The 23,184-nt window shown below is 68.1% G+C and carries 19 protein-coding genes and 1 tRNA gene; 9 read left to right on the forward strand and 11 right to left on the reverse strand.

Annotated elements, in window-relative coordinates; all coding sequences use genetic code 11:
* Positions 1-41: 41 nt before the first annotated feature.
* The 5 genes from CFB35_RS18750 to CFB35_RS18770 all read left to right on the forward strand — a co-directional run bounded on the left by CFB35_RS18750 (position 42) and on the right by CFB35_RS18770 (position 8,293).
* On the forward strand, positions 42-1,352 hold the full coding sequence (locus CFB35_RS18750; RefSeq protein WP_089465424.1) for a TolC family protein: 1,311 nt from the start codon (positions 42-44) through the stop codon (positions 1,350-1,352).
* Between the two features lie 26 nt (positions 1,353-1,378).
* On the forward strand, positions 1,379-2,848 hold the full coding sequence (locus tag CFB35_RS18755) for an efflux RND transporter periplasmic adaptor subunit (RefSeq protein WP_179231763.1): 1,470 nt from the start codon (positions 1,379-1,381) through the stop codon (positions 2,846-2,848).
* 128 nt (positions 2,849-2,976) lie between these two features.
* Positions 2,977-6,189 carry an efflux RND transporter permease subunit gene (locus tag CFB35_RS18760; RefSeq protein ID WP_059580245.1) on the forward strand — a complete coding sequence of 1,071 codons (3,213 nt, stop codon included), beginning with the start codon at positions 2,977-2,979 and terminating at the stop codon, positions 6,187-6,189.
* Positions 6,189-6,872, forward strand: coding sequence for a heavy metal response regulator transcription factor IrlR (gene irlR, locus CFB35_RS18765; protein WP_006490455.1), 684 nt, complete (start codon positions 6,189-6,191; stop codon positions 6,870-6,872). The genes CFB35_RS18760 and irlR overlap by 1 nt, the downstream gene beginning before the upstream one ends.
* A complete protein-coding gene (locus CFB35_RS18770) occupies positions 6,869-8,293 on the forward strand; it encodes a heavy metal sensor histidine kinase (protein WP_059580248.1) in 1,425 nt (474 codons plus the stop codon). Before irlR ends, CFB35_RS18770 begins: the two co-directional genes overlap by 4 nt.
* Positions 8,294-8,372: 79 nt before the next feature.
* Here the strand turns inward: CFB35_RS18770 and CFB35_RS18775 are convergent, their stop codons facing one another.
* Positions 8,373-8,660 (reverse strand): DUF4148 domain-containing protein, encoded by a 288-nt coding sequence (locus tag CFB35_RS18775; protein ID WP_059580250.1) that lies wholly within the window; start codon positions 8,658-8,660, stop codon positions 8,373-8,375.
* 142 nt (positions 8,661-8,802) lie between these two features.
* On the opposite strand from CFB35_RS18775, the gene CFB35_RS18780 reads away from it, so the two are divergent.
* Positions 8,803-9,198 carry a hypothetical protein gene (locus CFB35_RS18780; protein WP_226094218.1) on the forward strand — a complete coding sequence of 132 codons (396 nt, stop codon included), beginning with the start codon at positions 8,803-8,805 and terminating at the stop codon, positions 9,196-9,198.
* A 220-nt stretch (positions 9,199-9,418) separates the two neighbouring features.
* Entirely contained in the window at positions 9,419-9,922 is a 504-nt protein-coding gene (locus CFB35_RS18785; protein ID WP_089465426.1) for a hypothetical protein, read from the forward strand.
* Positions 9,923-9,944: 22 nt separating this feature from the next.
* Here the strand turns inward: CFB35_RS18785 and CFB35_RS18790 are convergent, their stop codons facing one another.
* The 8 genes from CFB35_RS18790 to CFB35_RS18825 all read right to left on the reverse strand — a co-directional run bounded on the left by CFB35_RS18790 (position 9,945) and on the right by CFB35_RS18825 (position 18,776).
* Positions 9,945-10,670 carry a ZIP family metal transporter gene (locus tag CFB35_RS18790; RefSeq protein ID WP_059580259.1) on the reverse strand — a complete coding sequence of 242 codons (726 nt, stop codon included), beginning with the start codon at positions 10,668-10,670 and terminating at the stop codon, positions 9,945-9,947.
* A gap of 161 nt (positions 10,671-10,831) precedes the next feature.
* On the reverse strand, positions 10,832-12,127 hold the full coding sequence (locus tag CFB35_RS18795; protein WP_059580261.1) for an O-acetylhomoserine aminocarboxypropyltransferase/cysteine synthase family protein: 1,296 nt from the start codon (positions 12,125-12,127) through the stop codon (positions 10,832-10,834).
* A gap of 253 nt (positions 12,128-12,380) precedes the next feature.
* Positions 12,381-13,685: a hypothetical protein gene (locus CFB35_RS18800; RefSeq protein WP_059580264.1), complete on the reverse strand. Its 1,305-nt coding sequence runs from the start codon at positions 13,683-13,685 to the stop codon at positions 12,381-12,383.
* Positions 13,686-13,747: 62 nt separating this feature from the next.
* Positions 13,748-14,896 carry a DUF1176 domain-containing protein gene (locus CFB35_RS18805; protein ID WP_059580267.1) on the reverse strand — a complete coding sequence of 383 codons (1,149 nt, stop codon included), beginning with the start codon at positions 14,894-14,896 and terminating at the stop codon, positions 13,748-13,750.
* Between the two features lie 257 nt (positions 14,897-15,153).
* Positions 15,154-15,966: a nucleotidyltransferase domain-containing protein gene (locus CFB35_RS18810; RefSeq protein ID WP_059580270.1), complete on the reverse strand. Its 813-nt coding sequence runs from the start codon at positions 15,964-15,966 to the stop codon at positions 15,154-15,156.
* Positions 15,967-16,018: 52 nt separating this feature from the next.
* Positions 16,019-17,242, reverse strand: a complete 1,224-nt coding sequence (locus CFB35_RS18815) for an RtcB family protein (RefSeq protein ID WP_059580335.1) — start codon at positions 17,240-17,242, stop codon at positions 16,019-16,021.
* Between the two features lie 62 nt (positions 17,243-17,304).
* Positions 17,305-18,444, reverse strand: a complete 1,140-nt coding sequence (locus tag CFB35_RS18820) for a slipin family protein (RefSeq protein ID WP_059580273.1) — start codon at positions 18,442-18,444, stop codon at positions 17,305-17,307.
* Positions 18,445-18,703: 259 nt separating this feature from the next.
* Positions 18,704-18,776: transfer RNA gene (locus tag CFB35_RS18825), tRNA-Phe, on the reverse strand.
* 338 nt (positions 18,777-19,114) lie between these two features.
* Here CFB35_RS18825 and rtcR point away from each other — a divergent pair.
* Positions 19,115-20,731: an RNA repair transcriptional activator RtcR gene (gene rtcR / locus CFB35_RS18830; RefSeq protein ID WP_059580276.1), complete on the forward strand. Its 1,617-nt coding sequence runs from the start codon at positions 19,115-19,117 to the stop codon at positions 20,729-20,731.
* 43 nt (positions 20,732-20,774) lie between these two features.
* Here the strand turns inward: rtcR and CFB35_RS18835 are convergent, their stop codons facing one another.
* Positions 20,775-21,527 (reverse strand): bifunctional 2-polyprenyl-6-hydroxyphenol methylase/3-demethylubiquinol 3-O-methyltransferase UbiG, encoded by a 753-nt coding sequence (locus CFB35_RS18835; RefSeq protein WP_059580279.1) that lies wholly within the window; start codon positions 21,525-21,527, stop codon positions 20,775-20,777.
* A gap of 13 nt (positions 21,528-21,540) precedes the next feature.
* Positions 21,541-22,167, reverse strand: a complete 627-nt coding sequence (locus tag CFB35_RS18840; protein ID WP_059580281.1) for a LysE family translocator — start codon at positions 22,165-22,167, stop codon at positions 21,541-21,543.
* A 164-nt stretch (positions 22,168-22,331) separates the two neighbouring features.
* Here CFB35_RS18840 and CFB35_RS18845 point away from each other — a divergent pair, with 164 nt between their 5' ends.
* Positions 22,332-23,132: a helix-turn-helix domain-containing protein gene (locus CFB35_RS18845; RefSeq protein ID WP_059580284.1), complete on the forward strand. Its 801-nt coding sequence runs from the start codon at positions 22,332-22,334 to the stop codon at positions 23,130-23,132.
* The last annotated feature ends 52 nt before the right edge of the window (positions 23,133-23,184 follow it).

Consider the following 23,184-nt stretch of genomic DNA (forward strand, 5'->3'; position numbering starts at 1 on the left):
GTCCGTAGCATCGGTCGCAAACCGTTACCGCAGAACCGAACATGTTCAAGCTCAACCTCGCCGTGGCCGCCGTATTCGCGATGGCCGCGACGGCTCATGCGCAGCCATCGCTGTCGCCGGGGCCGGCCACGGCTCCGGCTGCTGCCGCCCCGATCGGCGCACCGCCATCCGGCGCACGTCCTGCGTCGTCATTGACGCTTGCCGACGCGCTCGCCGTCGCCGCCCGCAACAACCCGGCGCTGCGCGGCGCGCGCGCGGATGTCGATGCATCGGCCGGCGCACTGATGCAGGCCGGCGCGCGGCCCAACCCCGAAGTGTCGTTCCTGCAGGAAGGTTTCAGCCGAGCGGAACGCACGTCGACCGCGCTGATCAACCAGACGATCGAACTCGGCGGCAAGCGTCGCGCACGGCTCGACGTCGCATCGTACGGCAGCGAATCGGCCAGCGCGTCGCTCGACGAGCAGGGCGCGGCGGTGCGCGCCGACGTGATCGCAGCCTTCTACGGGCTGCTCGCCGCGCAGCGTCAACTTCAGGTGACCGAGGAATCGGCCGCTATCGCCGCGCGCTCCGCGGATCTGGCGGCCCGTCGCGCGCAGGCCGGCAAGGTGTCGCCGGTCGAGGCGACCAAGGCCCGGGTGGCGGCGGCCGGCGTGCAGATCGAAGTCGTGACCGCGCGCGGCCGTGTCGACGTTGCGCGCGAGAAGCTGAACGCGGTGATGGGCGAAGCGCGCAACGCCCCGCTTGCGGTGCTCGGCGATCTCGAAGCCGTACCGTCGGTCGAGCCGCTGTCCGCGCTCATCGCGCGGCTCGACGATGCGCCGCTCGCGCGAATCGCGCGTGCCGAAATGCTGCGCTCGAACGCGGCCGTGTCGTTGGAGCGCGCGCGCCGCATTCCGGACGTGACCGTCAGCGCGGGCGTGAAGCGCGTGACCACGGGCGGCGTGCCCGACAACCAGGCGGTGGTCGGCGTGTCGATCCCGATTCCGCTGTTCAACACGAACAAGGGCGCGCTGCTCGAGGCGACGCACAAGGCCGAGCGCGCGAGCGCCGATCTCGACCGCGAACGCACGCGGCTGCGGCTTGAACTGACGCAGGCGTACGCGAATTTCGCGGCTGCCGAGCAGGAAGCGCAGCGGCTGAAGTCCGACATCCTGCCGGCCGCGCGCGTCGCGCTCGACGCGATGTCGCGCGGCTACGAACTCGGCAAGTTCAGCTTCCTCGACGTGCTCGACGCGCAGCGCACGCTGTTCCAGGGGCAGTCGCAATACGTCCGTGCGCTCGCCGACGCGCATACGGCCCGTGCCGATATCGACCGGCTCGTCGGCACGCCGCTCGCTGCCCGCGCGCAATGAGCGCCCCTCTTGACTGAAGGATCACCATGTCACGCAGCAGAATTTTCATCATTGCGGCAGCCGTGCTCGGCGGCGCAGGAATCGTGCTCGGCGCGCTCGCCGTCGCGCGGGGCGGGAGCGGCGCATCGGCGCCGACGGCCGCCGAATCCGCCCAGGCGGCCGACGGCGCCGGCGCGCACGGCGGTGTCGTGCTCAAGCGCGGCAGGCTGTCCGTCGAGATCGTGATGACGGAAAAGCCCGGCGATGCGCGGCTCGTCGTCTATCCGTTCGTCGACGGCAAGCCCGCGACCCACGGCGTGACCGTGTCCGGCACGCTGGTGCGGTACGACCGCACGCACGAGCCGCTGCGGTTCGACGCGGCCGGCCAGAAATTCGTGTCCGCGCAGTCGATCGCGAAGCCGCACGTATTCGATGCGACGATCGACGTGAAGGCGGGCAACGACGCCGCATCGTTCCCGTTCGCGCGCGCCGACGGCGCGGTCGCGCTGACCGACGCGCAACTGGCGACGTCGAAGATCGCGCTCGCGAAGGCCGGCCCCGCGCAGATCGCGACGCCGTTCCAGTTGCCGGGCGAGATCAAGTTCAACGAGGATCGCACCGCGCACGTGGTGCCGCGTGTGGCCGGCATCGTCGAACAGGTATCGGTGTCGCTCGGGCAGAACGTCGCGAAGGGGCAGGTGCTTGCCGTGATCGCGAGCACCGATCTGGCGGACCGCCGCAGCGAACTGCTGACGGCCGAGCGCCGGTTGTCGGGTGCGCGCGCAACCTACGAGCGCGAACGCACGCTGTGGCAGGAGCGCATCTCGGCCGAACAGGATTATCAGCAGGCGCAGGTGCAGTTGCGCGAGGCCGAGATCGCCGTGCAGAACGCGCGACAGAAGCTCGCCGCGCTGAACGCGCCGGCGGGCGCGGGCGCGCTGAACCGGTATGAACTGCGTGCGCCGTTCGCCGGCACGATCGTCGAGAAGCATGCGACGCCCGGCGAGGCGATCGCCGCCGATGCGAGCATGTTCGTGATCTCCGACCTGTCGACCGTGTGGGCCGAGATGGCCGTGCCGGCGCAGCGGCTGAACGACGTGCGCGTGGGCCGCGATGCGACCGTCAGCGCGACCGCGTTCGAATCGCGTTCGAGCGGCCCGATCGCGTACGTGGGCTCGCTGCTCGGCGAACAGACGCGCACCGCGCCGGCGCGCGTCGTGCTGCCGAACCCCGACGGCGTGTGGCGCCCGGGGATGTTCGTAAACGTGTCGGTCGACGCGGGCCGCCAGGGCGTGCCGCTCGCGGTCGCGAGCGACGCGCTGCAGGACGTCGACGGCGCGCCGGCGGTGTTCGTGCGTTCGCCGAAGGGTTTCGTCGCGCAGGCCGTCGAAACGGGGCGGCGCGACGAACGCGCGACCGAAGTGCTGAAGGGGCTCGAGCCGGGCCAGGAATACGCGGCGACGAACAGCTTCGTGTTGAAGGCCGAACTCGGCAAGGGGAGCGCGGAACATGAATGAGCAGCAATACGCGTGCGCCGTGGCGCGACTGGCGGCCCGATATGCGGCGCGCTTTCCGATCCGCCGCCTGACCGGCCGCGCAGCGCGTCCGGCGCGTGCGACCGTACCCCGTTTCAAGGAATCCCGACATGTTTGAGCGCCTGATCCGCTTTGCGATCGCGCACCGCTGGCTCGTGATGCTGGCGATCGCGGCCGTGGCCGCGCTGGGCGTGTTCAGCTACCAGCGGCTGCCGATCGACGCGGTGCCCGACATCACGAACGTGCAGGTGCAGATCAACACGTCCGCGCCCGGCTACTCGCCGCTCGAGGCCGAGCAGCGCATCACCTATCCGGTCGAGACCGCGATGGCCGGGCTGCCGGGGCTGGAACAGACGCGTTCGATCTCGCGCTACGGGCTGTCGCAGGTCACCGTGATCTTCAAGGACGGCACCGACATCTACTTCGCGCGGCAGCTCGTCAACGAGCGCATCCAGGAAGCGAAGGACAAGCTGCCGGCCGGCGTCGCGCCCGCGATGGGCCCGACGTCGACGGGCCTCGGCGAGATCTACCTGTGGACCGTCGAAGCCGACGCCAATGCGCGCAAGCCCGACGGCACGCGCTACACGGCGGCCGACCTGCGCGAGCTGCAGGACTGGGTCGTGCGGCCGCAACTGCGCAACGTGCGCGGCGTGACCGAGGTCAACTCGATCGGCGGCTACGTGAAGGAGTATCGCGTCGCGCCGAATCCGGCGAAGCTGATGTCGTACGGGCTGACGCTCGCCGACGTCGTGCGGGCGCTCGAGCGCAACAACGACAACGTCGGCGCCGGCTACATCGAAAAGCGCGGCGAGCAGTATCTCGTGCGCGTGCCGGGCCAGGCGCGCACCGTCGACGACATCGCGAACATCGTGCTGACCAACGTCGGCGGCGTGCCGGTGCGGATGAAGGACGTCGGCGTCGTCGACGTCGGCCGCGAACTGCGCACGGGCGCCGCGACGTCGAACGGCGAGGAAGTCGTGCTCGGCACGGTGTTCATGTTGATGGGCGCGAACAGCCGGACGGTGTCGAAGGCCGTCGCCGCGAAGATGGAGGACGTGAACCGCACGCTGCCGGCCGGCGTGAACGCGATTCCGGTGTACGACCGCACGGTGCTCGTCGAGAAGGCCGTCGCGACCGTGAAGAAGAACCTGCTCGAGGGCGCGGTGCTCGTGATCGCCGTGCTGTTCCTGTTCCTCGGCAACATTCGCGCGGCGCTGATCACCGCGCTCGTGATTCCGCTGTCGATGCTGATGACCTTCACGGGGATGGTCAACGCGAAGGTGAGCGCGAACCTGATGAGCCTCGGCGCGCTCGACTTCGGGATCATCGTCGACGGCGCGGTGGTGATCGTCGAGAACTGCGTGCGGCGGCTCGCGCATGCGCAGGCGGCGGCCGGGCGGCCGCTCACGCGCGACGAGCGTTTCGCCGAAGTGTTCGGCGCATCGCAGGAGGCGCGCCGCGCGCTGATCTTCGGGCAACTGATCATCATGGTCGTGTACCTGCCGATCTTTGCGCTGACCGGCGTCGAGGGCAAGATGTTCCACCCGATGGCGATCACGGTCGTGATGGCGCTCGCTGCCGCGATGGTGCTCACCGTCACGTTCATTCCGGCAGCCGTCGCGCTATTCATCGGCGAGCGGGTCGAGGAGAAGGAGAACCGGCTGATGCGCTGGGCGCGGCGTGCGTACGAACCGGTGCTCGCCGGTTTCATGACGCGCCCGGCACGCGTGATGATCGGGGCGGGCGCGATCGTGCTCGCCACGCTCGGACTCGCCACGCGGCTCGGCAGCGAGTTCATCCCGAGCCTCAACGAAGGCGACCTGGCCGTTGCCGCATTGCGAATTCCCGGCACGAGCCTGTCGCAGTCGGTCGAGATGCAGAAGTCGATCGAGAAGACGCTGAAGGCGCGCTTCCCCGAGATCGAGCGCGTGTTCGCGCGCACCGGCACGGCCGAGATCGCGGCCGACCCGATGCCGCCGAACCTGTCGGACGGCTACATCATGCTGAAGCCGGCCGATACGTGGCCCGACCCGAAGAAGCCGCGCGAGCAGCTCGTGAGCGAGATCGAGGAAGCGCTCGCCGAGCTGCCGGGTAACGCCTACGAGTTCTCGCAGCCGATCCAGCTGCGCTTCAACGAACTGATCTCGGGCGTGCGCAGCGACGTCGCCGTGAAGATCTTCGGCGACGACATGGCCGTGCTGAACCAGACCGGCGAACAGATCGCGGCCGCGTTGCGGAAGGTGCCGGGTGCGTCGGAGGTGAAGGTCGAGCAGACCACGGGCCTGCCGGTGCTGACCGTCAACCTCGACCGCGACAAGCTCGCGCGCTACGGCGTGAGCGTCGCCGACCTGCAGGATTCGGTGGCCGCGGCCGTCGGCGGGCAGAAGGCCGGTACGCTGTTCCAGGGCGATCGCCGCTTCGACATCGTCGTGCGGTTGCCCGACGAGCTGCGCACCGACATCGAGGCGATCAAGCGGCTGCCGATCGCGCTGCCCGCGCCGACGGCCGGCGCCAGCGCGCCGCTCGCGGCGGCGCCGTACGTGCCGCTCGCGGAGCTCGCGACGATCGACGTGGCGCCCGGCCCGAACCAGATCAGCCGCGAGGACGGCAAGCGGCGGGTGGTCGTCAGCGCGAACGTGCGCGGGCGCGACGTCGGCTCGTTCGTCGCCGATGCGCGCGAGCAGTTGCAGCAGGACGTGCGCGTGCCGGCCGGCTACTGGGTGTCGTGGGGCGGGCAGTTCGAGCAGTTGCAAAGCGCGAGCGAGCGCCTGAAGCTCGTCGTGCCGCTCGCGCTGTTCATGGTGTTCGTGCTGCTGTTCGTGATGTTCAACAACGTGAAGGACGGCTTGCTCGTATTCACCGGCATTCCGTTCGCGCTGAGCGGCGGCGTCGTGTCGCTGTGGCTGCGCGGGATTCCGCTGTCGATCACGGCGGCGGTCGGCTTCATCGCGTTGTCCGGCGTGGCCGTGCTCAACGGTCTCGTGATGATCTCGTTCATCCGCAACCTGCGCGACGAAGGGGTGCCGCTCGACGCCGCGGTGCGCGACGGCGCGCTCACGCGACTGCGGCCCGTGCTGATGACCGCGCTGGTCGCGTCGCTCGGCTTCCTGCCGATGGCGTTCGCGACCGGCACCGGCGCCGAGGTGCAGCGCCCGCTCGCGACGGTCGTGATCGGCGGTATCCTGTCGTCCACCGCGCTGACGCTGCTGGTGCTGCCGGTGCTGTACCGTGTCAGCCACGCGGTGTCGTGGCGCGCGGCGTTGCGCGGCGGGTTCGGCGCGGGCATGATGCGCCGGCTGCGTTTCTTCAAGGGTAATGCGTGATGCGAATTCTGATTGTCGAGGATGAACCGAAGACGGGCGCGTATCTGCGCAAGGGGTTGACCGAGGCCGGCTACGTCGTCGACTGGGTCGAGGACGGCATCACGGGCCAGCATCAGGCCGAAACGGAGGAGTACGACCTGCTCGTGCTCGACGTGATGCTGCCCGGGCAGGACGGCTGGACATTGCTGCAGAACCTGCGGCGCAGCAAGTCGACGCCCGTGCTGTTCCTCACCGCGCGCGACGACGTCGGCGATCGTGTGAAGGGGCTCGAGCTCGGCGCGGACGACTATCTCGCGAAGCCGTTCGACTTCGTCGAGCTGACCGCGCGCATCAAGTCGATCCTGCGGCGCGGCCAACCGCGCGATTCGAACACGCTGCGCGTGGCCGATCTCGAACTCGACCTGACGCGCCGCAAGGCCACGCGGCAGGGCGACACGATCCTGCTGACCGCGAAGGAGTTCGCGCTGCTGTGGCTGCTGATGCGCCGCGAAGGCGAGATCCTGCCGCGCGCGACGATCGCATCTCAGGTGTGGGACATGAACTTCAACAGCGACACGAACGTCGTCGATTCGGCGATCCGCCGGCTGCGCTCGAAGATCGACGACGCGTACGAACCGAAGCTGATCCACACGGTGCGCGGGATGGGCTACGTGCTCGAAGCGCGCGGCGGCGCGGCCGCATGATCGCGCGCCTGCTGCCGCGGACGCTGCGCGGCCGGCTGACCGCGCTGATCATCCTGTCGACGTCGGTGATCCTCGCGTCGAGCGGCGTCGCACTGTACGAAGCGCTGAGCAATCGCGTCGAAACGACGGCAGCCGAGCAGATGGCCGGCATTTCCGCCGCATTGGGGGCGCACCTGGCCGAGGCGCGCACGACGGCCGACGTCGCGCGCGACACCGACATCTGGATCGACCAGTTGCACGGTCACCCGAACATGGACCTCGCGATCTTCGATGCCAGCGGCGCGCGCGTCGTCGGCACGCCCGGCTTCCGCCCGTACGCGCCGCTGCTGTCGATGAACACCGGGCGCGTGCCGGTCGGCGTCGTGCCGCCGGGCGCACGGCACCAGTACCTGCTGACGGCCGTACCGCTCGCCGGCGCGGGTGCGCCCGTGGTGCGCGTCGCCGTGCAGTACGATCGCAGCGCCGACGTGCTGCTGTTGCGCACGCATGCTTACACGATCGTCGTGATCGAGGTGTTCGGCGTGGTGCTCGCGGCCGCGATCGCGTACGGCATCGCGGCGCTCGGGCTGAGCCCGCTGCGGCGGTTCGCGGCGCGTGCCGAGCAGATGTCGACGAGCCGGCTCGCGCATCCGCTGCCGGAACTCGATACGTCCGGCGAGTTGAAGGAGCTCGAGCATGCGTTCAACGGGATGCTCGAACGGCTGAACGAATCGTTCACGCGGCTGAGCCAGTTCTCGTCGAATCTCGCGCACGACATGCGCACGCCGCTCACGAACCTGCAGGCGGCCGCGCAGGTCGTGCTGTCGCAACCGCGCGGCGCGGACGAATACCGGAGCGTGATCGAGTCGAGCATCGACGAATACCAGCGGTTGTCGCGGATGATCGAGGACATGCTGTTTCTCGCGCGTTCGGAACAGGCCGGCACGTCGATCGGCGTGCGGCGGCTGAATGCGGCCGAGGAGGCGGAGCGGGTGGCCGGATACTACGAGCCGCTGGCGGAAGATGAAGGCGTGACCGTGAAGGTCGACGGCCACGCGTGGGTCGACGCGGATCTGACGCTGTATCAGCGCGCGTTGAGCAACCTGCTGTCGAATGCGCTGACCTATGCGCCGCGCGGCAGCGTCGTGACGATCGATTGCGTCGAGCAGGGCGGCGCGACGACGATCGCCGTGTCGGATACGGGGCCCGGCATCGCCGCGGAACATGTCGGGCGGATTTTCGAGCGCTTCTATCGCGTCGATCCGTCGCGGCACAATTCGGCGTCGGGCACGGGGCTCGGCCTCGCGATCGTCCGGTCGATCATGGACAACCACGGCGGCGAATGCGGCGTCGACAGCGAGCCGGGCCGCCGCACGACCTTCTGGCTGCGCTTTCCGCGAAGGCCGGCCGAACCGGAGCGGCCGGCCGCTACTCGCACCTGACAGCGCGCGCGGCCACGCCTGCGCGTTCGCGGTGAGACAGCCGCGCGGCGCGCGCTGCCGGCGCCCGTGCGGCCGCGCATCATTGCTTCGCGGCCAGGCTGTCGTGGTCGTCGGTCTGCGGCTTCTGCTCGCCGCCATGCACCGAGATCTCGTGTAGCTCCTTGTTGCGCGCGATGAGCTCGCCGGTCGGCGGGTACTGCGTCTTGCTGATCGGCACGATGCCGTCGTGCTGCGCCTGCTTCAGTTCATTGACGACCTGCGTGCGGGTCTTGCCCTGCGTTTGCGTCTGGGCGAATGCGGCCTGCGTGGCCATGCCGAGCGACAGCGTGGCGACGACCAACCATGCTGCGAGGTTTGCGCTTTTCATTGAATGCTCTCCTTGATCAGGGCCGCCGGGGTGGCGAACCATGGACCCAGTATGCGAAAGCAGCCATGCGTGATCGTGATCGCGAGATGAAAAATGCGTCAGATTGCGGGGCGCGAGCGGGCCCCGTGTGGACACACCCGACATGACGCAACCGTCATGTTCGCGTCATGGGTGCGATGAGCGGGAAGCGGAACATGAAGTCTGCCGTTGGCCGACCGTGCCGGCGGCGTGCATGCCGGTCGCGATAGCGGCATCGATCGCGGGCGGCGCCGTTCAGCCCTTCATTCCGGACCGAAAATTGCATCGTCCCGTCATTCGCCTCGCCTTGATCGCAGCCTTGATCGTCCCGTTGTTCGCGGGCTGTGCGCCGACACGTTCCGACACTGCGACCACTGCCGCCGCAGTCGGCCGCAAACCCGTGCCGTCCGGCCTGATGCCCGGCGAGCAGGTCGACTATGCCGGGCATCGCTGCGGCAATCCGAACCTGTATGTGAAAGCGCATCCGTGCGTGTACCCGCAGCGCAATTCGGTGCGGTGAGTGTCGGACACGCGTAAAAAAACGGCCCGGCACTCGACGAGCCCGGGCCTAATGCGTGATCGTGCCGTGCGGCCGCGACCCGCTGCGTGGGTGGGAACGGGCTGGCCCGTGACGCGTTCGATGGTAGCGACGCGGCGCATCGCGAACCTGATCGCAACATGACATTTTTGTCAGCCGGCGCTGTGCCGGCCACCGCACTCCATACGAAGAGGAGCATACGATGCGTACTATCGCAAAAGGGATCGTGCTGGCGGCGTGTCTGATGTCGACGGCGGCAATGGCCGCAGGCTGGCCGGAACGTGCGCTGTCGCACGCATCGGCGCACGACGTTGGCAGTCGCGTGAACGAGCGGATGCGCTGCGAGTTGGCTGCCGTGCCGGCTGGCGCGTGGACCGCGACATTCGCGCGCGGGCAATGCGAAGTCGCCAGCGGCCGGCTGACGTTCGTGCCGGCCGATGCCGGCGACGCGCCGACCGTCACGGAGAAACGGATCGTGCTCGGCGACGTCCGTAGCGCGTCGCATCAGTCGCGCAAGCTCAAGGAACAGCTGCAACTGACGACGCGCGACGAAGTGATCGCGCTGAACGTGCTGACCGACGACGGCAGCCGCAAGTCGCGCGAACATGCGATCGACCTGTGGACCGCGCTGCGCAACGAGGGCGTCACGCCGGTCAACGGCACACGTATCGTCGATACCTATCCGACCGGCGCGACGACGTGGTAACCGTCGCGCCATCGCACGCGGCTTACCCGGCCTTCACCGATCCTTCGATCAGGAAGAACACGATGAACCCGATGAAGAACGAAGCCGTCGCGAACGGCGTTTCGGGCACCTCGTGCGCTTCGACCAGCAGTTCTTCGGTGACGAGGTACAGCAGCGCGACGGTACCCAGCCCCAGAAGGGCAGCATAGATATTCGCGGGCAGTCCGGCGAACGCCGCATTGCCGGCAACGGCCGCGACGCTCAGCAGCGCCGCGAGCACGACCGGTACGACGATCGACAGCATGCGGCCGATGCCGGCCGCGGCCAAGGCCGCGCTGACCGACAGCGCGAGGAACAGCACCTCGAGCGTCAGCGCGACGGTCAGGATGATGCCGCTTTCGTCGCTCGCGGAAAACGCGATGCCGAGCACGAGGCCGTCGACGACGAGGTCGATCGCGGTGACGATGATCAGGCTCACCGGCAAGCGCGCTTCCTCGAAACGTGTCTCGATCGCGCCCGACAGCGCGCGAATCGCCAGCATCAGCGCGATGCCGAGCACGAAACCGACGACGACCGGAAACAGCGCATGCGCGCGGTCCTGCGGCAGCAGTTCGAGCGCGGCGGCCGCGAACACGATGCCGCCGGTGAAATGCTGGATCACGCTCGACGTTTTCGGGCCGGGCGCGCGCCACGCGGCCGCGAGGGCGCCAAAACAGGCCGCCAGCACGGGCGGTAACGTGAGCAGCGCAAGCTTCGCGGTCGGTGTCATGGGGTCTCTCGGCGGTTGGCGTATCGCAGCGCAGGGGGCGTTGCACGATCGTACGCGCCGGGCGTCGCCCCGGCATCAACCGGGGATTGAACACCTTGAAGCCGCTCCAGGGTCAAGCGGTTCGATGCGGGCGCACCGGCAAGCCGGCGCGCCCGTTTCGCTCAAAGCTGCGCGAGCGCCTGGTCGAGATCGGCGAGCAGGTCGTCGATATGCTCGATGCCGATCGACAGTCGCACCGTTTCCTCCTTCACGCCGGCCTTCGCGAGTTCGGCCGGCGACAACTGACGGTGCGTCGTCGATGCCGGATGCGTCGCGAGCGACTTCGTGTCGCCGATGTTGACGAGCCGCGTGAACAGCTTCAGCGCATCCTGGAACTTCGCGCCGCCGTCGCGGCCGCCCTTCACGCCGAACGTCAGGATGCCCGGCGCACGGCCCGACAGGTAGCGGGCGACGAGCGGATGGTCGGGGTGATCGGGCAGGCCCGCATAATTCACCCATTCGACGTGTTCGTGGCGCGCGAGATGCTGCGCGACCTTCAGCGCGTTGTCGCTGATGCGCTCGACCCGCAGCGCGAGCGTCTCGATTCCCTGCAGGATCTGGAACGCATTGAATGGCGAGATCGCCGCGCCCATGTTGCGCAGCGGCACCACGCGGGCGCGGCCGATATACGCGGCCGGCCCGAACGCTTCGGTATAGACGACGCCGTGATAGCTGACGTCCGGCTCGTTGAGCCGCTTGAAGCGGTCCGCGTGCTCGGCCCACGGGAACTTGCCCGAATCGACGATCGCGCCGCCGAGGCTCGTGCCGTGCCCGCCGAGATACTTCGTCAGCGAATGCACGACGATGTCCGCGCCGTGCTCGAACGGGCGCAGCAGGTACGGCGACGGCACCGTGTTGTCGACGATCAGCGGGATGCCGCGGCGATGCGCGACCTCGGCGAGCGCGGCGATGTCAGTGACGTTGCCGAGCGGGTTGCCGACCGATTCCGCGAAGATCGCCTTCGTGCGCGCGTCGATCAGCGGCTCGAACGACGCGGGGTCGCGTGGGTCGGCGAAGCGCGTGGTGATTCCGTATTGCGGCAGCGTGTGCGCGAACAGGTTGTAGGTGCCGCCGTACAGCGAACTCGCGGACACGATGTTGTCGCCCGCTTCGGCGATCGTCTGGATCGCGTACGTGACGGCGGATTGCCCCGACGCGAGCGCGAGCGCGCCGATACCGCCCTCGAGCGCGGCGATCCGCTGCTCGAGCACGTCCGTCGTCGGGTTCATGATCCGCGTGTAGATGTTGCCCTGGACCTTCAGGTCGAACAGGTCCGCGCCGTGCTGCGTGTCGTCGAATGCGTACGCAACGGTCTGGTAGATCGGGACGGCGACCGCGCGCGTGGTCGGGTCGGGACGATAACCGCCGTGTACTGCGATGGTTTCGAGGCGCCAGTTCGATACGGCCTGATCGGTCATGGGTGCTCCTTCTGTTGTTGTGATGGTCGAGCGATTATAGGAGCACGTGCGCGGCAACCCTTAGAACGAATGGTTTGTTGCTTATGGCGGGGCGGTGCATAAAATGCCTTCTTCCGCGCACAAGGGATACTTGATGAATCAGGATCATTGGAACCAGTTGGATGCTTACTTCTCGGCAACGCTCGTGCCGTCGATTTCGATCGTCGGCGCCGCGTGACATGACGCCGGTACGCCCGTGCGGGCGTACCGCATGCTAGCTCTCGTCGGGATTCGAGTCGCTGCACTGGTCGGGATCGTCGCGCAACAGGATGCGGCGGATGCGGCCGTTGTCGTAGAACGGCACGTCGGGGCAGAACTTCATGCCGGCGCGCGTTGACGTGCGTTTCCAAGCGACCTTTTCGGTACGCACGAGCGTCGGGGCGCTGCCCGCCGCGCCCGGCTTCCAGATGTCGATATACACGCGCGACATCTGCGGCGAATCGCCCACCTCGCAATCCTTCGGTGCACCGAGCGTCGAGCGCAGTCCGGCATCGGTCTGCTCGATGCGTTGCGGAAACTCGATGTAACCGTCGCCGTAGCCGGGTACGACGTAGCAATAGCGACGCGTATTCCCGTCGAGCACGGGCAGCAAGTAGCTGCTCGCCGAGTCGACCTCCTTCACGTCGTTGCCCTGCCAGCGGTACGTCGTCACGCCGTGCTCGCAGCAGCTCGCGCGCCAGTTCGTCCATATGATCCGGTGCACCGGATCGAAATCCGGCGACGTGATGTCTTGCAGTCCCTGCGGCGCATCGACGAAGCGCCGCGTCTTCGGGTTGAAGATCCACGTCTGGTACGGAATGTTCGGGCTCGCCCCCATCCCTTGCGCAAGCATCAGGTCGGGCCAGCCGTCGAAGTTCACGTCGGCGAATTCGGGCGTGGGCAGGCCGCAGGTGCCTTGCGAATCCGTCTGCAGTGTCTGCACGAGGCGGCCGCGGTCGTACAGGCGAATCGCGAAGACGTGCGGCGGGTCGTTGCACGAACTGCTGTCGTCCGGCAGCTTGTCGGCGACGAGGCGGACCTCGTAAGGGAACGGCCTGCCGTCCTGTTTCGGTGCGAGCGAGACGGGCAGCGTGCGCTTGCCGTCCGGCGATGCCCACGTGCCGGTCACGGCGTTGTCGAAGGATGCCGCGCGCCACGTACCCGTTACGCGATCGGCGTTGGCTTTCGCGCCGCTGTCGCGTTCCGAAAGCGTGACACCGTGCGCGTCGAGCGTTCCCTTCAACGCGAGCCGATAGCGTTTGTCGGACGTGCAGGGCGCGTAGCAGTACGAGCCCGATACCGTGTCGGCCACGCGCGACAGCGAGACTTCGACATGCCGGTTGCCGATCGTGCCGGTCCAGTTACGCGACCAGAACGGGATTTCGACTGAATCGCCGGTGCTTGCCGCGTTTGCTGGCGAGAAGGCGAACGCGGTGACTGCGGTGACGGTGACCAGCGCGAACGCACGCGCGCCACGCCAGCCGCGCGTGCGCCGCGTCGCGGTCGGGTTGCGCGACGCGTCGATGAACGGGAGATACATGGTACGGCCCCTCGGTTTGTTATCGGTTATGTCTGCCGGCGTGTTTCGGTGCGATGCGTGCGTCAGCGGTTTCCTGCCGCATCGGCCCGGCGATACAGGCGCGGCCACTGGTCCCGGAACAGGCCGTTGCACGTGCTGTGCGTCGCGAGGCCGTCGAGTACGAAGCGCCGACCGTCGAAGACCCACGACGCGGTCGAGCCGCAATCGCCCGCGCCGCGCAGCCGGACCGTGCTCGACAGCGTCGCGCTCGCGGGATCGTAGCCGGCGTCGGTCAGTTCGTTCGCGAACGACGCAGCATCGAGACCCGCGCTCGCGTTCTCGCCGAAGTTCATCGCGGCCGGCGCGTAGGGGGCGGTGCGTCGCACGCGATACCACAGGTCGGTGTGGTTATATAGGCTACTTGTCTGGCACGGAATCGCGACGAGCGCCTCGTCGGACGAAATCGCGACGGCTCTCGACGCTTTCCTGCGATCGCTCGCCGACATTTCGTCTTCGACATCGGCCGCGCATTGCTTCACGTCGGCGCCGAATTTCGCGAGTACCGCGTCGACCAGCGGCCGCTGTTCGGCGGCCGACAGATTCGACACGGGCGGCGGGGCGGGCGTGACCGCGGGCGGCAACGCGGGCGCGGCCGGTACCGACGACGCAGGCTTGAGGCCCGGGCGCAGCAACGCCGTGACCGTGCCGACGCGGCCTTGCGTGTCGTCGATCAGCAGCAGCGCGGCATTCAGTCCCGACAACGGCGTGCGAGCGGCGGGCGCCGATGCCGGATCGCCGAAGCTCAGCAGTTGCGCATTGCGCGCCGCGGCGAGCCACGCAGCCACCGTTGCCGGATCGTCGGTCCGGATCCGGAACGGGTGCGCCTGATCGCTGGACTTGTCGCCGAACGCATGCCATTGCGCCGGCATCGCATCGAACGGCCGGCCATCGACGCGTGCGGTGCGCAAGTCGATCGGCGCCGATGCGTAGAGATCGAGCGAGGGCTGCGCGTCCGGGCCGGCATCGCGCGTCACGCGCAGGATCAGGCCGGTGCGTGCATCGTCGATATCGTCGGCATGGCTTTCCGCGATACAGCGATTGCCGTTGTCGCAGACGACCGACCAGCTCTTGAATTCGCGCTCGACCGGCGGCCGCGCGAGCGGGCGAGCCTGGGCAACGATCGGGGAAACGGCGAGGAGGGCGGCGATGGCGAGCGAAAGGCGGTGCGACATGACGTTTCGTATCGACTGTGGATGGGCGCGCGGAAGACGTCGGGCTGCAAGCGCATCGTCAGCAAGCGGGCAGGTCGAAGGCTGCGGCGCATGCGGCGGCGCGCGTCACCGAACGGCATCGAGTATACCGCCGCAATGCGTTGCGATCGTGAAGACGACGCGTAGTGTGCGGGCACGACCGTTGCTCGCGTGCATGGGCCGGGCAGGTGCGGATGCAAATACGGCGCGATGCCCGCAGGCGTCGCGCCGTTCGCCTTTCATCGATCATCGACCACGTCGCGCAGGAACGCGTCGAGCATCGCCACGTCGCCCCACGGTCGCTTGTATTCGCGATCGTGTTCGGCATCGGCGAGCATCGTCTCGACGAGCGCGTGGATCGCCGGCCGGCGCGGCCCGTATTCGCTTTCGTTCGCGCTCATCTTCAGCGCGAGCAACGCGTCGAGTTCCGCGCGCACCGCCGGCTCGTGCACCGTGCCGTCGACGAGATCCACGAAGCGCATCGGCGGCATCCCGAGCCCGGAGTCGATCCAGCGTACCGCGAGCAGCGGCCGCAGCACGTACAGGTACTTCTTGTAACGCACCGTGTCGCCTTGCAGGTAGCCGCGAAAGTTCTTCTTGGCCATCGCGAGGTAGTGATGACGCCCGCGCACCGGCGAGAAGAACGCTGACGCCAGCGACCTGAGCCGCGGCGCCCAGCGCGCGTCTTCGCGATACACGACGGGCGAGTCGAGCCATTCGAGCAGCGTCGGGTTCGAGCGGCGCAGCAGTTGGAGCGCCTTGCGCAGTTCCCAACCGCTGACGTCGAGTTCGTCGTCGAGTGGCCGCTCGATCACGTCGCGCTGCGGTTCGACGCTCAGGTACCAGTCGCGCCGGTGTGCATACACGAAGCGCACGTCGTAGTCGCTGTCCGGCGATGCGAAGCCCCAGCCGCGGCTGCCCGATTCGCATGCGAACAGCACGGTCACGTCGTGGCGGCGCTCGACTTCCGCGAGTTCTGCCATCACGCGCGCCCGCACGGCCGGATCGACCGGGTGCGCGCTGCGCACGGGCGTCAATTGTTCCGTTTTCATTGTTGTTTCCCTTTTGTTGCGCGCGGCCGCCGGCCATTGGCCGCGCACCGCGCTATCCTTTCACGCACACCACCTGGCGCAGTGTATGCACCACTTCGACGAGGCTGCGCTGGGCCGCCATCACCGCGTCGATGTCCTTGTACGCCATCGGAATTTCATCGACGACGCCCGCGTCCTTCCGGCATTCGACGCCCTGCGTCGCCTTCGCCTGATCGTCGGCCGTGAAGCGGCGCTTCGCTTCGGTGCGGCTCATCGTCCGGCCCGCGCCGTGGCTGCACGAGCAGAAGCTTTCCGGATTGCCGAGCCCGCGCACGATGAAGCTCTTCGCGCCCATCGACCCCGGAATGATCCCGAGCTGCCCCTTCTGCGCGGACACCGCGCCCTTGCGCGTGACGAGCACCTCTTCGCCGAAGTGGCGTTCGCGCTGCACGTAGTTGTGGTGGCAGTTCACCGCGTGCTCGTCGACCGAAAACGGCTTCGCGATCACGCCGCGCGCCGCGCCGATCACCGCGTCCATCATCGCCTGCCGGTTGCGCCGCGCGTAGTCCTGCGCCCAGCCGACCGCCTCGACGTAATCGTCGAAGTGCCGGCTGCCCTCGGTGAAATACGCGAGATTGCGGTCCGGCAGGTTCGCGATGTGCTGCCGCATGTCGGCCTGCGCGAGTTCGATGAACAGGCTGCCGATCGCATTGCCGACGCCGCGCGAGCCGCTGTGCAGCATGAACCACACGCGGTCCGCTTCGTCGATGCACACTTCGATGAAGTGGTTGCCGGTGCCGAGCGTGCCGAGATGCGCGTAGTGGTTCGTCTTTTCCAGCTTCGGATACTTGTCGACGATCCGCTGGAAGCCCGGTTGCAGCGACTTCCATGCTTCGGTCACGGTGGCCGGCGCGCGATCGCCCCATGCGCCCGGGTCGCGGCGGCCCGGTGCGCGGCCGTGCGGCACCGCGCGTTCGATCGCGCCGCGTAGCCCACCAAGCGAATCCGGCAGGTCGGACGCCGTCAGCGTCGTGCGCGCGGCCATCATCCCGCAGCCGATGTCGACGCCGACCGCGGCCGGGATGATCGCGCCCTTCGTCGGAATCACGCTGCCGATCGTCGAGCCCTTGCCGAGGTGCACGTCCGGCATCACCGCGACGTGGCCGAAGATGAACGGCATCTGTGCCGTGTTGCGCAGTTGCGCGCGCGCTTCCTCCTCGACGGCGACGCCTTGCGTCCACATCTTCACCGGCTTGCCGTTCGCCAGTTCCATTACCTGGTAATCCGTGTCTGTCATTTGCTTCACCTGATTCATTTCGGTATCCGGCGCGAGTCACCTGCATCGCGCCGGATCCCGCATTACGTGCCCTTGATGCTGACGAGTCCGTTCAGCACCTGATCGAGGCCGCCGAACACCGAGATGCGGTCGATCCGTTCCGCGACGCGTTCGAGCGTTTCCAGCTCCTTGAGCCGCAGCGCGGTCGGGTTCTCTTCCATCACCTTCGCGGTGTTCAGCAGCGAACGCGTGGCCGCCGTTTCCTCGCGGCGGCGAATCACGTTCGCCTGCGCGGACTTCTCGGCCTCGACCACCTGCGCGAGGATCGTCTTCATGTCGCCCGGCAGCACGATATCCTTCACGCCGACGCTGCGCACGTCCAGGCCCGAACCGTCGAGACGGGCGCGTACTTGCGCGATCACGACGTCGTCGAGCGACTGCTTGTCCTCCAGCAGCTCGTCGAGCGAGCGCGTGCCGACCGCCGAGCGCAGCGCGAACTGCAACTCGCGATACAGGTGTTCGACCGGCTTCTGCAACTGGCCGAACGCATGCAGCACGTCCGCATAGCGCCACGTCGCCGACAGGTTCAGCCGCAGCGCGACCTTGTCGCGCGTGAGGATTTCCTGCCCGCCGACTTCGATCGCCTGCACGCGCAGATCGACCAGCTCGACCGCGACGTCGCGGTTGAAGCGCCAGAACGCCGACGTGCCCGCGTCCAGCAACCGCTCGATCTTGCCGTCGATCTTCAGTACACCGACGTGGTGCGCCGGCACCTGCGCCAGCAGCACGCCCGTCAGGCCAGCCACGCCGCGCGCACGCAGCGCCGGTTGCGCGATGCGCTTCACGAGCGCGTCGGGCAGCATGCTGTGCCGCGCGAGATCGACACGTTCCAGCCGATGCGCGGTCAGGCCGCGCCAGTACAGCCGGCGCGTGCCCGGCGCGAGGATCTCGACGAGCACGTCGTCTTCGTAGCGCAGGCCCGCTTCATCGTCGGCGAGATCCATCGCGACGAAATACTGCGCGAGCACATCCTGTGCGTCGTGACGCAGATAGTCGGCCAACGCTTCGTCGGCGAGCGGCGCGTCGAGACGCGCGGTCTGCACCGACAAACGCTTGAACGGATCGAAGGCCTTGAACACGCCCGGTTCCAGCACCTTCACGAAATCGCCCTCATTCATCAGCAGCGCGCGCTCGTTCTTTTTCACTACATGTCGCATCCACATATTCTTGTCCTTTTCTTCAATGGCCGCCGGGTGACGCGCATCGTGCGGATCGCGGTGCGACGCAATCGGGCGGGCGGCGCGCTGGCCGGCGTCGAAGCACAGGGCGACGCGTGTGGCATTGCGTCGTCGTGCGCCTCCGTGCGCTGGCCGTGCGGCCGCCCGGCCGATCGCGCGGAACCGCAACCGGTCCGACGCGCGGCGGGCCTCGCGGCCCGCACCGGCGGGTACTGCTTTTCATACGAGACCGTCCTTGCGGACAGCGTTCGAGCGGGATTCGAACCCGCCACCGGCCGGCTTTCGCCGGCTGCTCCACCTGGCTGAGCTTCCGAACAATGGGCGCTCCGGGATTCGAACCCGGACGAAGCGTCCTGACGCGCGCCCGTTTGCCTTCGTCTGTCCATGGCGGCATGCGCTGCGGCGACGAACGAGGTTCGGCGGCGGCGCACCAGCAGGGCTTGTTGAACCCTGGCTCGTGGGCCAGCGGGACATCCGGCGTCTTCTATTTAGCGAGGAGCGTGCCAGCGGGCGTGTCGGGGCTTTGTGGATTTTTTAAACGATTGAAAACAAAAGGGATTTATCTATTGTGCGTGGCTGGAGATCGACGTCGTGCCCAAAGGGTCATCACGATAATACGATATAATCGGATCGCCTCTTATCCTGCGAGATAAATATGCGAAAGACTGTCGCCATCGGGTTTCTCGGCACGGTGCTCGACCAGGGTGGCCGCGCGCCGCGCCGTTACCGCAAATGGCGGCCGACGATTTCGTTGTGCGAGCAGCCGGAGTTGCCGATCGATCGGTTGGAACTGCTGCATTCGCCGGACTACACGCGTCTCGCCAACCAGGTGCGGGACGATCTCGCGCGCGTGTCGCCGCATACCGACGTGCGGCTCACGCCGGTCACGATCCGCGATCCGTGGGATTTCGAGGAGGTCTACGCGACGCTGCACGACTACGCACGCGCATATCCGTTCGACCTCGAACACGAGGATTACCTGATCCACATCACGACCGGCACGCACGTCGCGCAGATCTGCTGGTTCCTGCTGGCGGAAGCGCGCTACCTGCCCGCGCGCCTCGTGCAGACGGGGCCGCCGCAGCGGACCGACGAAGGGCCGAGCGGGCCGGGCACGATCTCGGTGATCGATCTCGACCTGTCCCGCTACAACCGGATCGCGCAGCGCTTCACGCGCGAGCGCGACGAAACGGTGTCGTTCCTGAAGGCCGGCATCGCGACGCGCAACGCGCGCTTCAATGCGCTGATCGAGCAACTCGAGCGCGTGGCCGTGCGTTCGCGCGCGCCGATGCTGCTGGTCGGGCCGACGGGGGCCGGCAAGTCGTTTCTCGCGAAGCGCGTGTACGAGCTGAAGCGCGGCCGGCATCGGCTCGCCGGGCCGTTCATCGAGATCAACTGCGCGACGCTGCGCGGCGACGCGGCGATGTCGACGCTGTTCGGTCACGTGAAGGGCGCGTTCACCGGCGCGCAGTCGGCGCGGGCGGGGCTGCTGCGCGCCGCGGACGGCGGCCTGCTGTTTCTCGACGAGATCGGCGAACTCGGGCTCGACGAGCAGGCGATGCTGCTGAAGGCGATCGAGGAGAAGCGCTTCCTGCCGGTGGGCGCGGACGTCGAGGCGACCAGCGATTTCGAACTGATCGCGGGCACCCATCGCGACCTGCGGCAGATGGTGGCGACCGGGACGTTCCGCGAGGATCTCTATGCGCGGATCAACCTGTGGACCTACGAACTGCCGGGGCTCGCCGAGCGCCGCGAGGACATCGAGCCGAACCTCGAATTCGAGCTCGACCGTTTCGGCCGCGAGCAGGGCGAGCAGGTGCGGTTCAACGTGGAGGCGAAGCGGCGCTATCTCGCGTTCGCGACATCGCCGCGAGCGGCGTGGGCCGGCAATTTCCGCGAATTGTCGGCCTCGGTCACGCGGATGGCGACGCTGGCCGATGCCGGGCGGATTACCGAGGCGCTTGCCGAGCAGGAAGTCGAACGGCTGACGCGCACGTGGTCGTCGCCGGGCGGCGCGGGGGTAGCCGATGAGTGCGTCGATGCGGTGTTCGGCGCGCGTGCGGCGGAACTCGACCTGTTCGACCGGGCGCAGCTCGAACGCGTGCTCGACGTGTGCCGGACGTCGGCGAGCCTGTCGGAAGCCGGGCGCACGCTGTTCGCGGTGTCGCGCCAGAGCAAGAAGCAGCCGAACGATGCCGACCGGCTGCGCAAGTATCTCGCGCGGTTCGGGCTCGATTGGGGCGGTGTGCGGCGTGCGCTCGATCGCGCGTGATGACGCGTGGCGAACGAGGCGCATGACGTCTGCGCCGCGCCCGTTACGCGCGGCAGATCGCGATGATCTCCGCGCTGGTCGCTGCGTCGAACGGTGCGTGGTCCCAGTCGCCGCACCAGTCGGCCGACGCGAATCCGGCCGCCGTCACGCGCCGTTGCAAGTCGGGATGCGCGATGAAACGCAGCCGGCTCGTATTCGTCAGCACCGTGCCGTCGCGGCGGAAGCGGTAGTGCGTGTCGAACGTCACGATCGCGTCGTCGATCGCACGCACCGCGTGATGGAGATCGACGATGCCGAATGCGTGCGATTCGACGCTGCGTGCCGACTGCGCGGGCGTCCATGCTCGCCACGGTTCGGTGCGCGGGTTGCGGGTCTCGAACAGGAAGCGGCCGCCGTCGGCGAGCACGCGTCGCACGCCGCGCAGCGTCGCGTCGATATCGTCGTCGGTCAGCAGGCACTGAAACGCGTGCCCGGTCATCACGACCGCATCGAATCGCGCACCGGGCGGCAGGCCGTCGAGCGCGCACGCGAGCCAGCGGACGGCGGCGGCGCCCGGCTGCCGTCGCGCGTAATCGATCATCGCAGGCGCGGGATCGATCGCGACGACGTCATGCCCGGCCGACGCGAGCCGTCGCGCGAACGTGCCGGTGCCGCAGCCGAGATCGAGAATGCGTTGCCGGGAGGCGCCGATCGCCGCGGCATAGAACACGAAGTCCCGATCGCCCGCGTTGAACAGGTCGTACACCGCGACGAGGCGCGGGTCGGTGTAGAGCAGATCCGCGTCGGCGCGCGTCATGCGGTCGCGCCCATCAGCGCTGCTGCACGGCCACGCGCAGCCCGAGCGCGATGAAGATCGAGCCGATGATCCTGCCCTGCCAGCGCGTGAGCCACGTGAGCCGCTTCACGATGCGGCCGAGCGGGCGGATCGAGCACGCGATCAGCGTCGTGTAGAGCGAGCTGAGCACGACGAAGATCAGCCCGAGCACCGCGAACTGCACGAACGTCGAGCCGCGTTCCGGATGCACGAATTGCGGCATGAACGCGAGAAAGAACAGCGCGGTTTTCGGATTCAGCACTTCAGCGGGAATCGCCTGCAGGTACGCGTTGAGCGGCGTGACGGCCGCCACCCGCGGCAGCGACGGATCGGACGGCTTCTCCAGCAGCGCGCGCACGCCGAGATAGATCAGGTACGCAGCGCCGATCAGCTTCACGATGTTGAACGCGAGCGCTGACGTCATCAGCAGCGCGGACAGCCCGACGGCCGCGAACAGCGTATGCACGAAGTCGCCGCTCGCGACGCCGAGGCCGGTCAGGATGCCGGTCGTGCGCCCGCCCTGCACGGTGCGGCTCAGCACGAGCAGCACGGCGGGGCCGGGGATCAGGAACAGGCCCAGAACGACGGCCGTGAAGGTGGTCAGCGTGGTCAGGTCGAACATGGCGGCTCCGGCGGGTTGGCGCGGCGGCAAGGGGATCGGCGCATTGTATTCGGTTCGGCGCGCGGCCGCTGACGCCCCCGAACGGCACGGCTGCGCCGGCGCCTTTCTGGTATAAGCACGACAGGACGCGCCGGCGTCCGGCCTTTTCCACAGCCCGCCGTTCCATGCGCGACCTTCCACCGATCACCGATCCCGCCGCGGACGCAGACGTCTATCACGTGCCGCGTCCGCTCGTCGTGTTCGGCGGCTCCGTCGTCGAGCCCGAATGGCGGCTGGAGCGGCACAGCCATCGCCAGGCGCAACTGCTCTACACGCTGACCGGCGTCGTCTATTGCGAGATCGACGGCGGCGTGTGGACCGCGCCGCCGCAATGCACGGTCTGGATTCCCGGCGATGTCGCGCATGCGGCGCGCGGCTCGGCCGGCGCGACCTTCTACGCGGTGCTGGTCGAACCCGACGCGGCGCTCGACTTGCCCAAGCGCTGCTGCACGCTGGGCATGTCGCCGCTGTTGCGCGAGCTGCTGCTGAAGGCGGCCAGTTTCCCGAACCTGTACGACGTCGACGGGCCGCAAGGGCGGCTGGTCGCGACGCTGCTCGACGAGCTCGTCGCGGCGCCGGTCGAGGACTTGTACCTGCCGATGCCGGCCGACCGCCGGCTGCGCAAGCTGATCGACCATCTGCTCGACGATCCGGCCGACAAGTCGCCGCTGCCCGAGCTCGCGCGGCGTGCGGGCATCAGCGAGCGCAGCCTGACGCGGCTCGCGACGAAGGAGCTCGGGATGAGCCTCGGCGACTGGCGCCGGCGGCTGCACGTCGCGCTGTCGCTGCGGATGCTGACGACCGGCCGCCGCGTGCACCAGATCGCGATCGATCTCGGCTACGAGAGCGCAAGCAGCTTCGTCACGATGTTCCGCAAGGCGACCGGCAAGCCGCCGACGCAATTCCTCACCGATCGGCAGCGCTGAACCGCCGGATCGCGCCCGTGCCCGTTTGGCCGGATTGAAAAAGCAGTTGGCC

Origin of the sequence: Burkholderia sp. AU16482 (assembly GCF_002223285.1) — a bacterium.
GTDB classification, from domain to species: Bacteria; Pseudomonadota; Gammaproteobacteria; order Burkholderiales; family Burkholderiaceae; genus Burkholderia; species Burkholderia semiarida.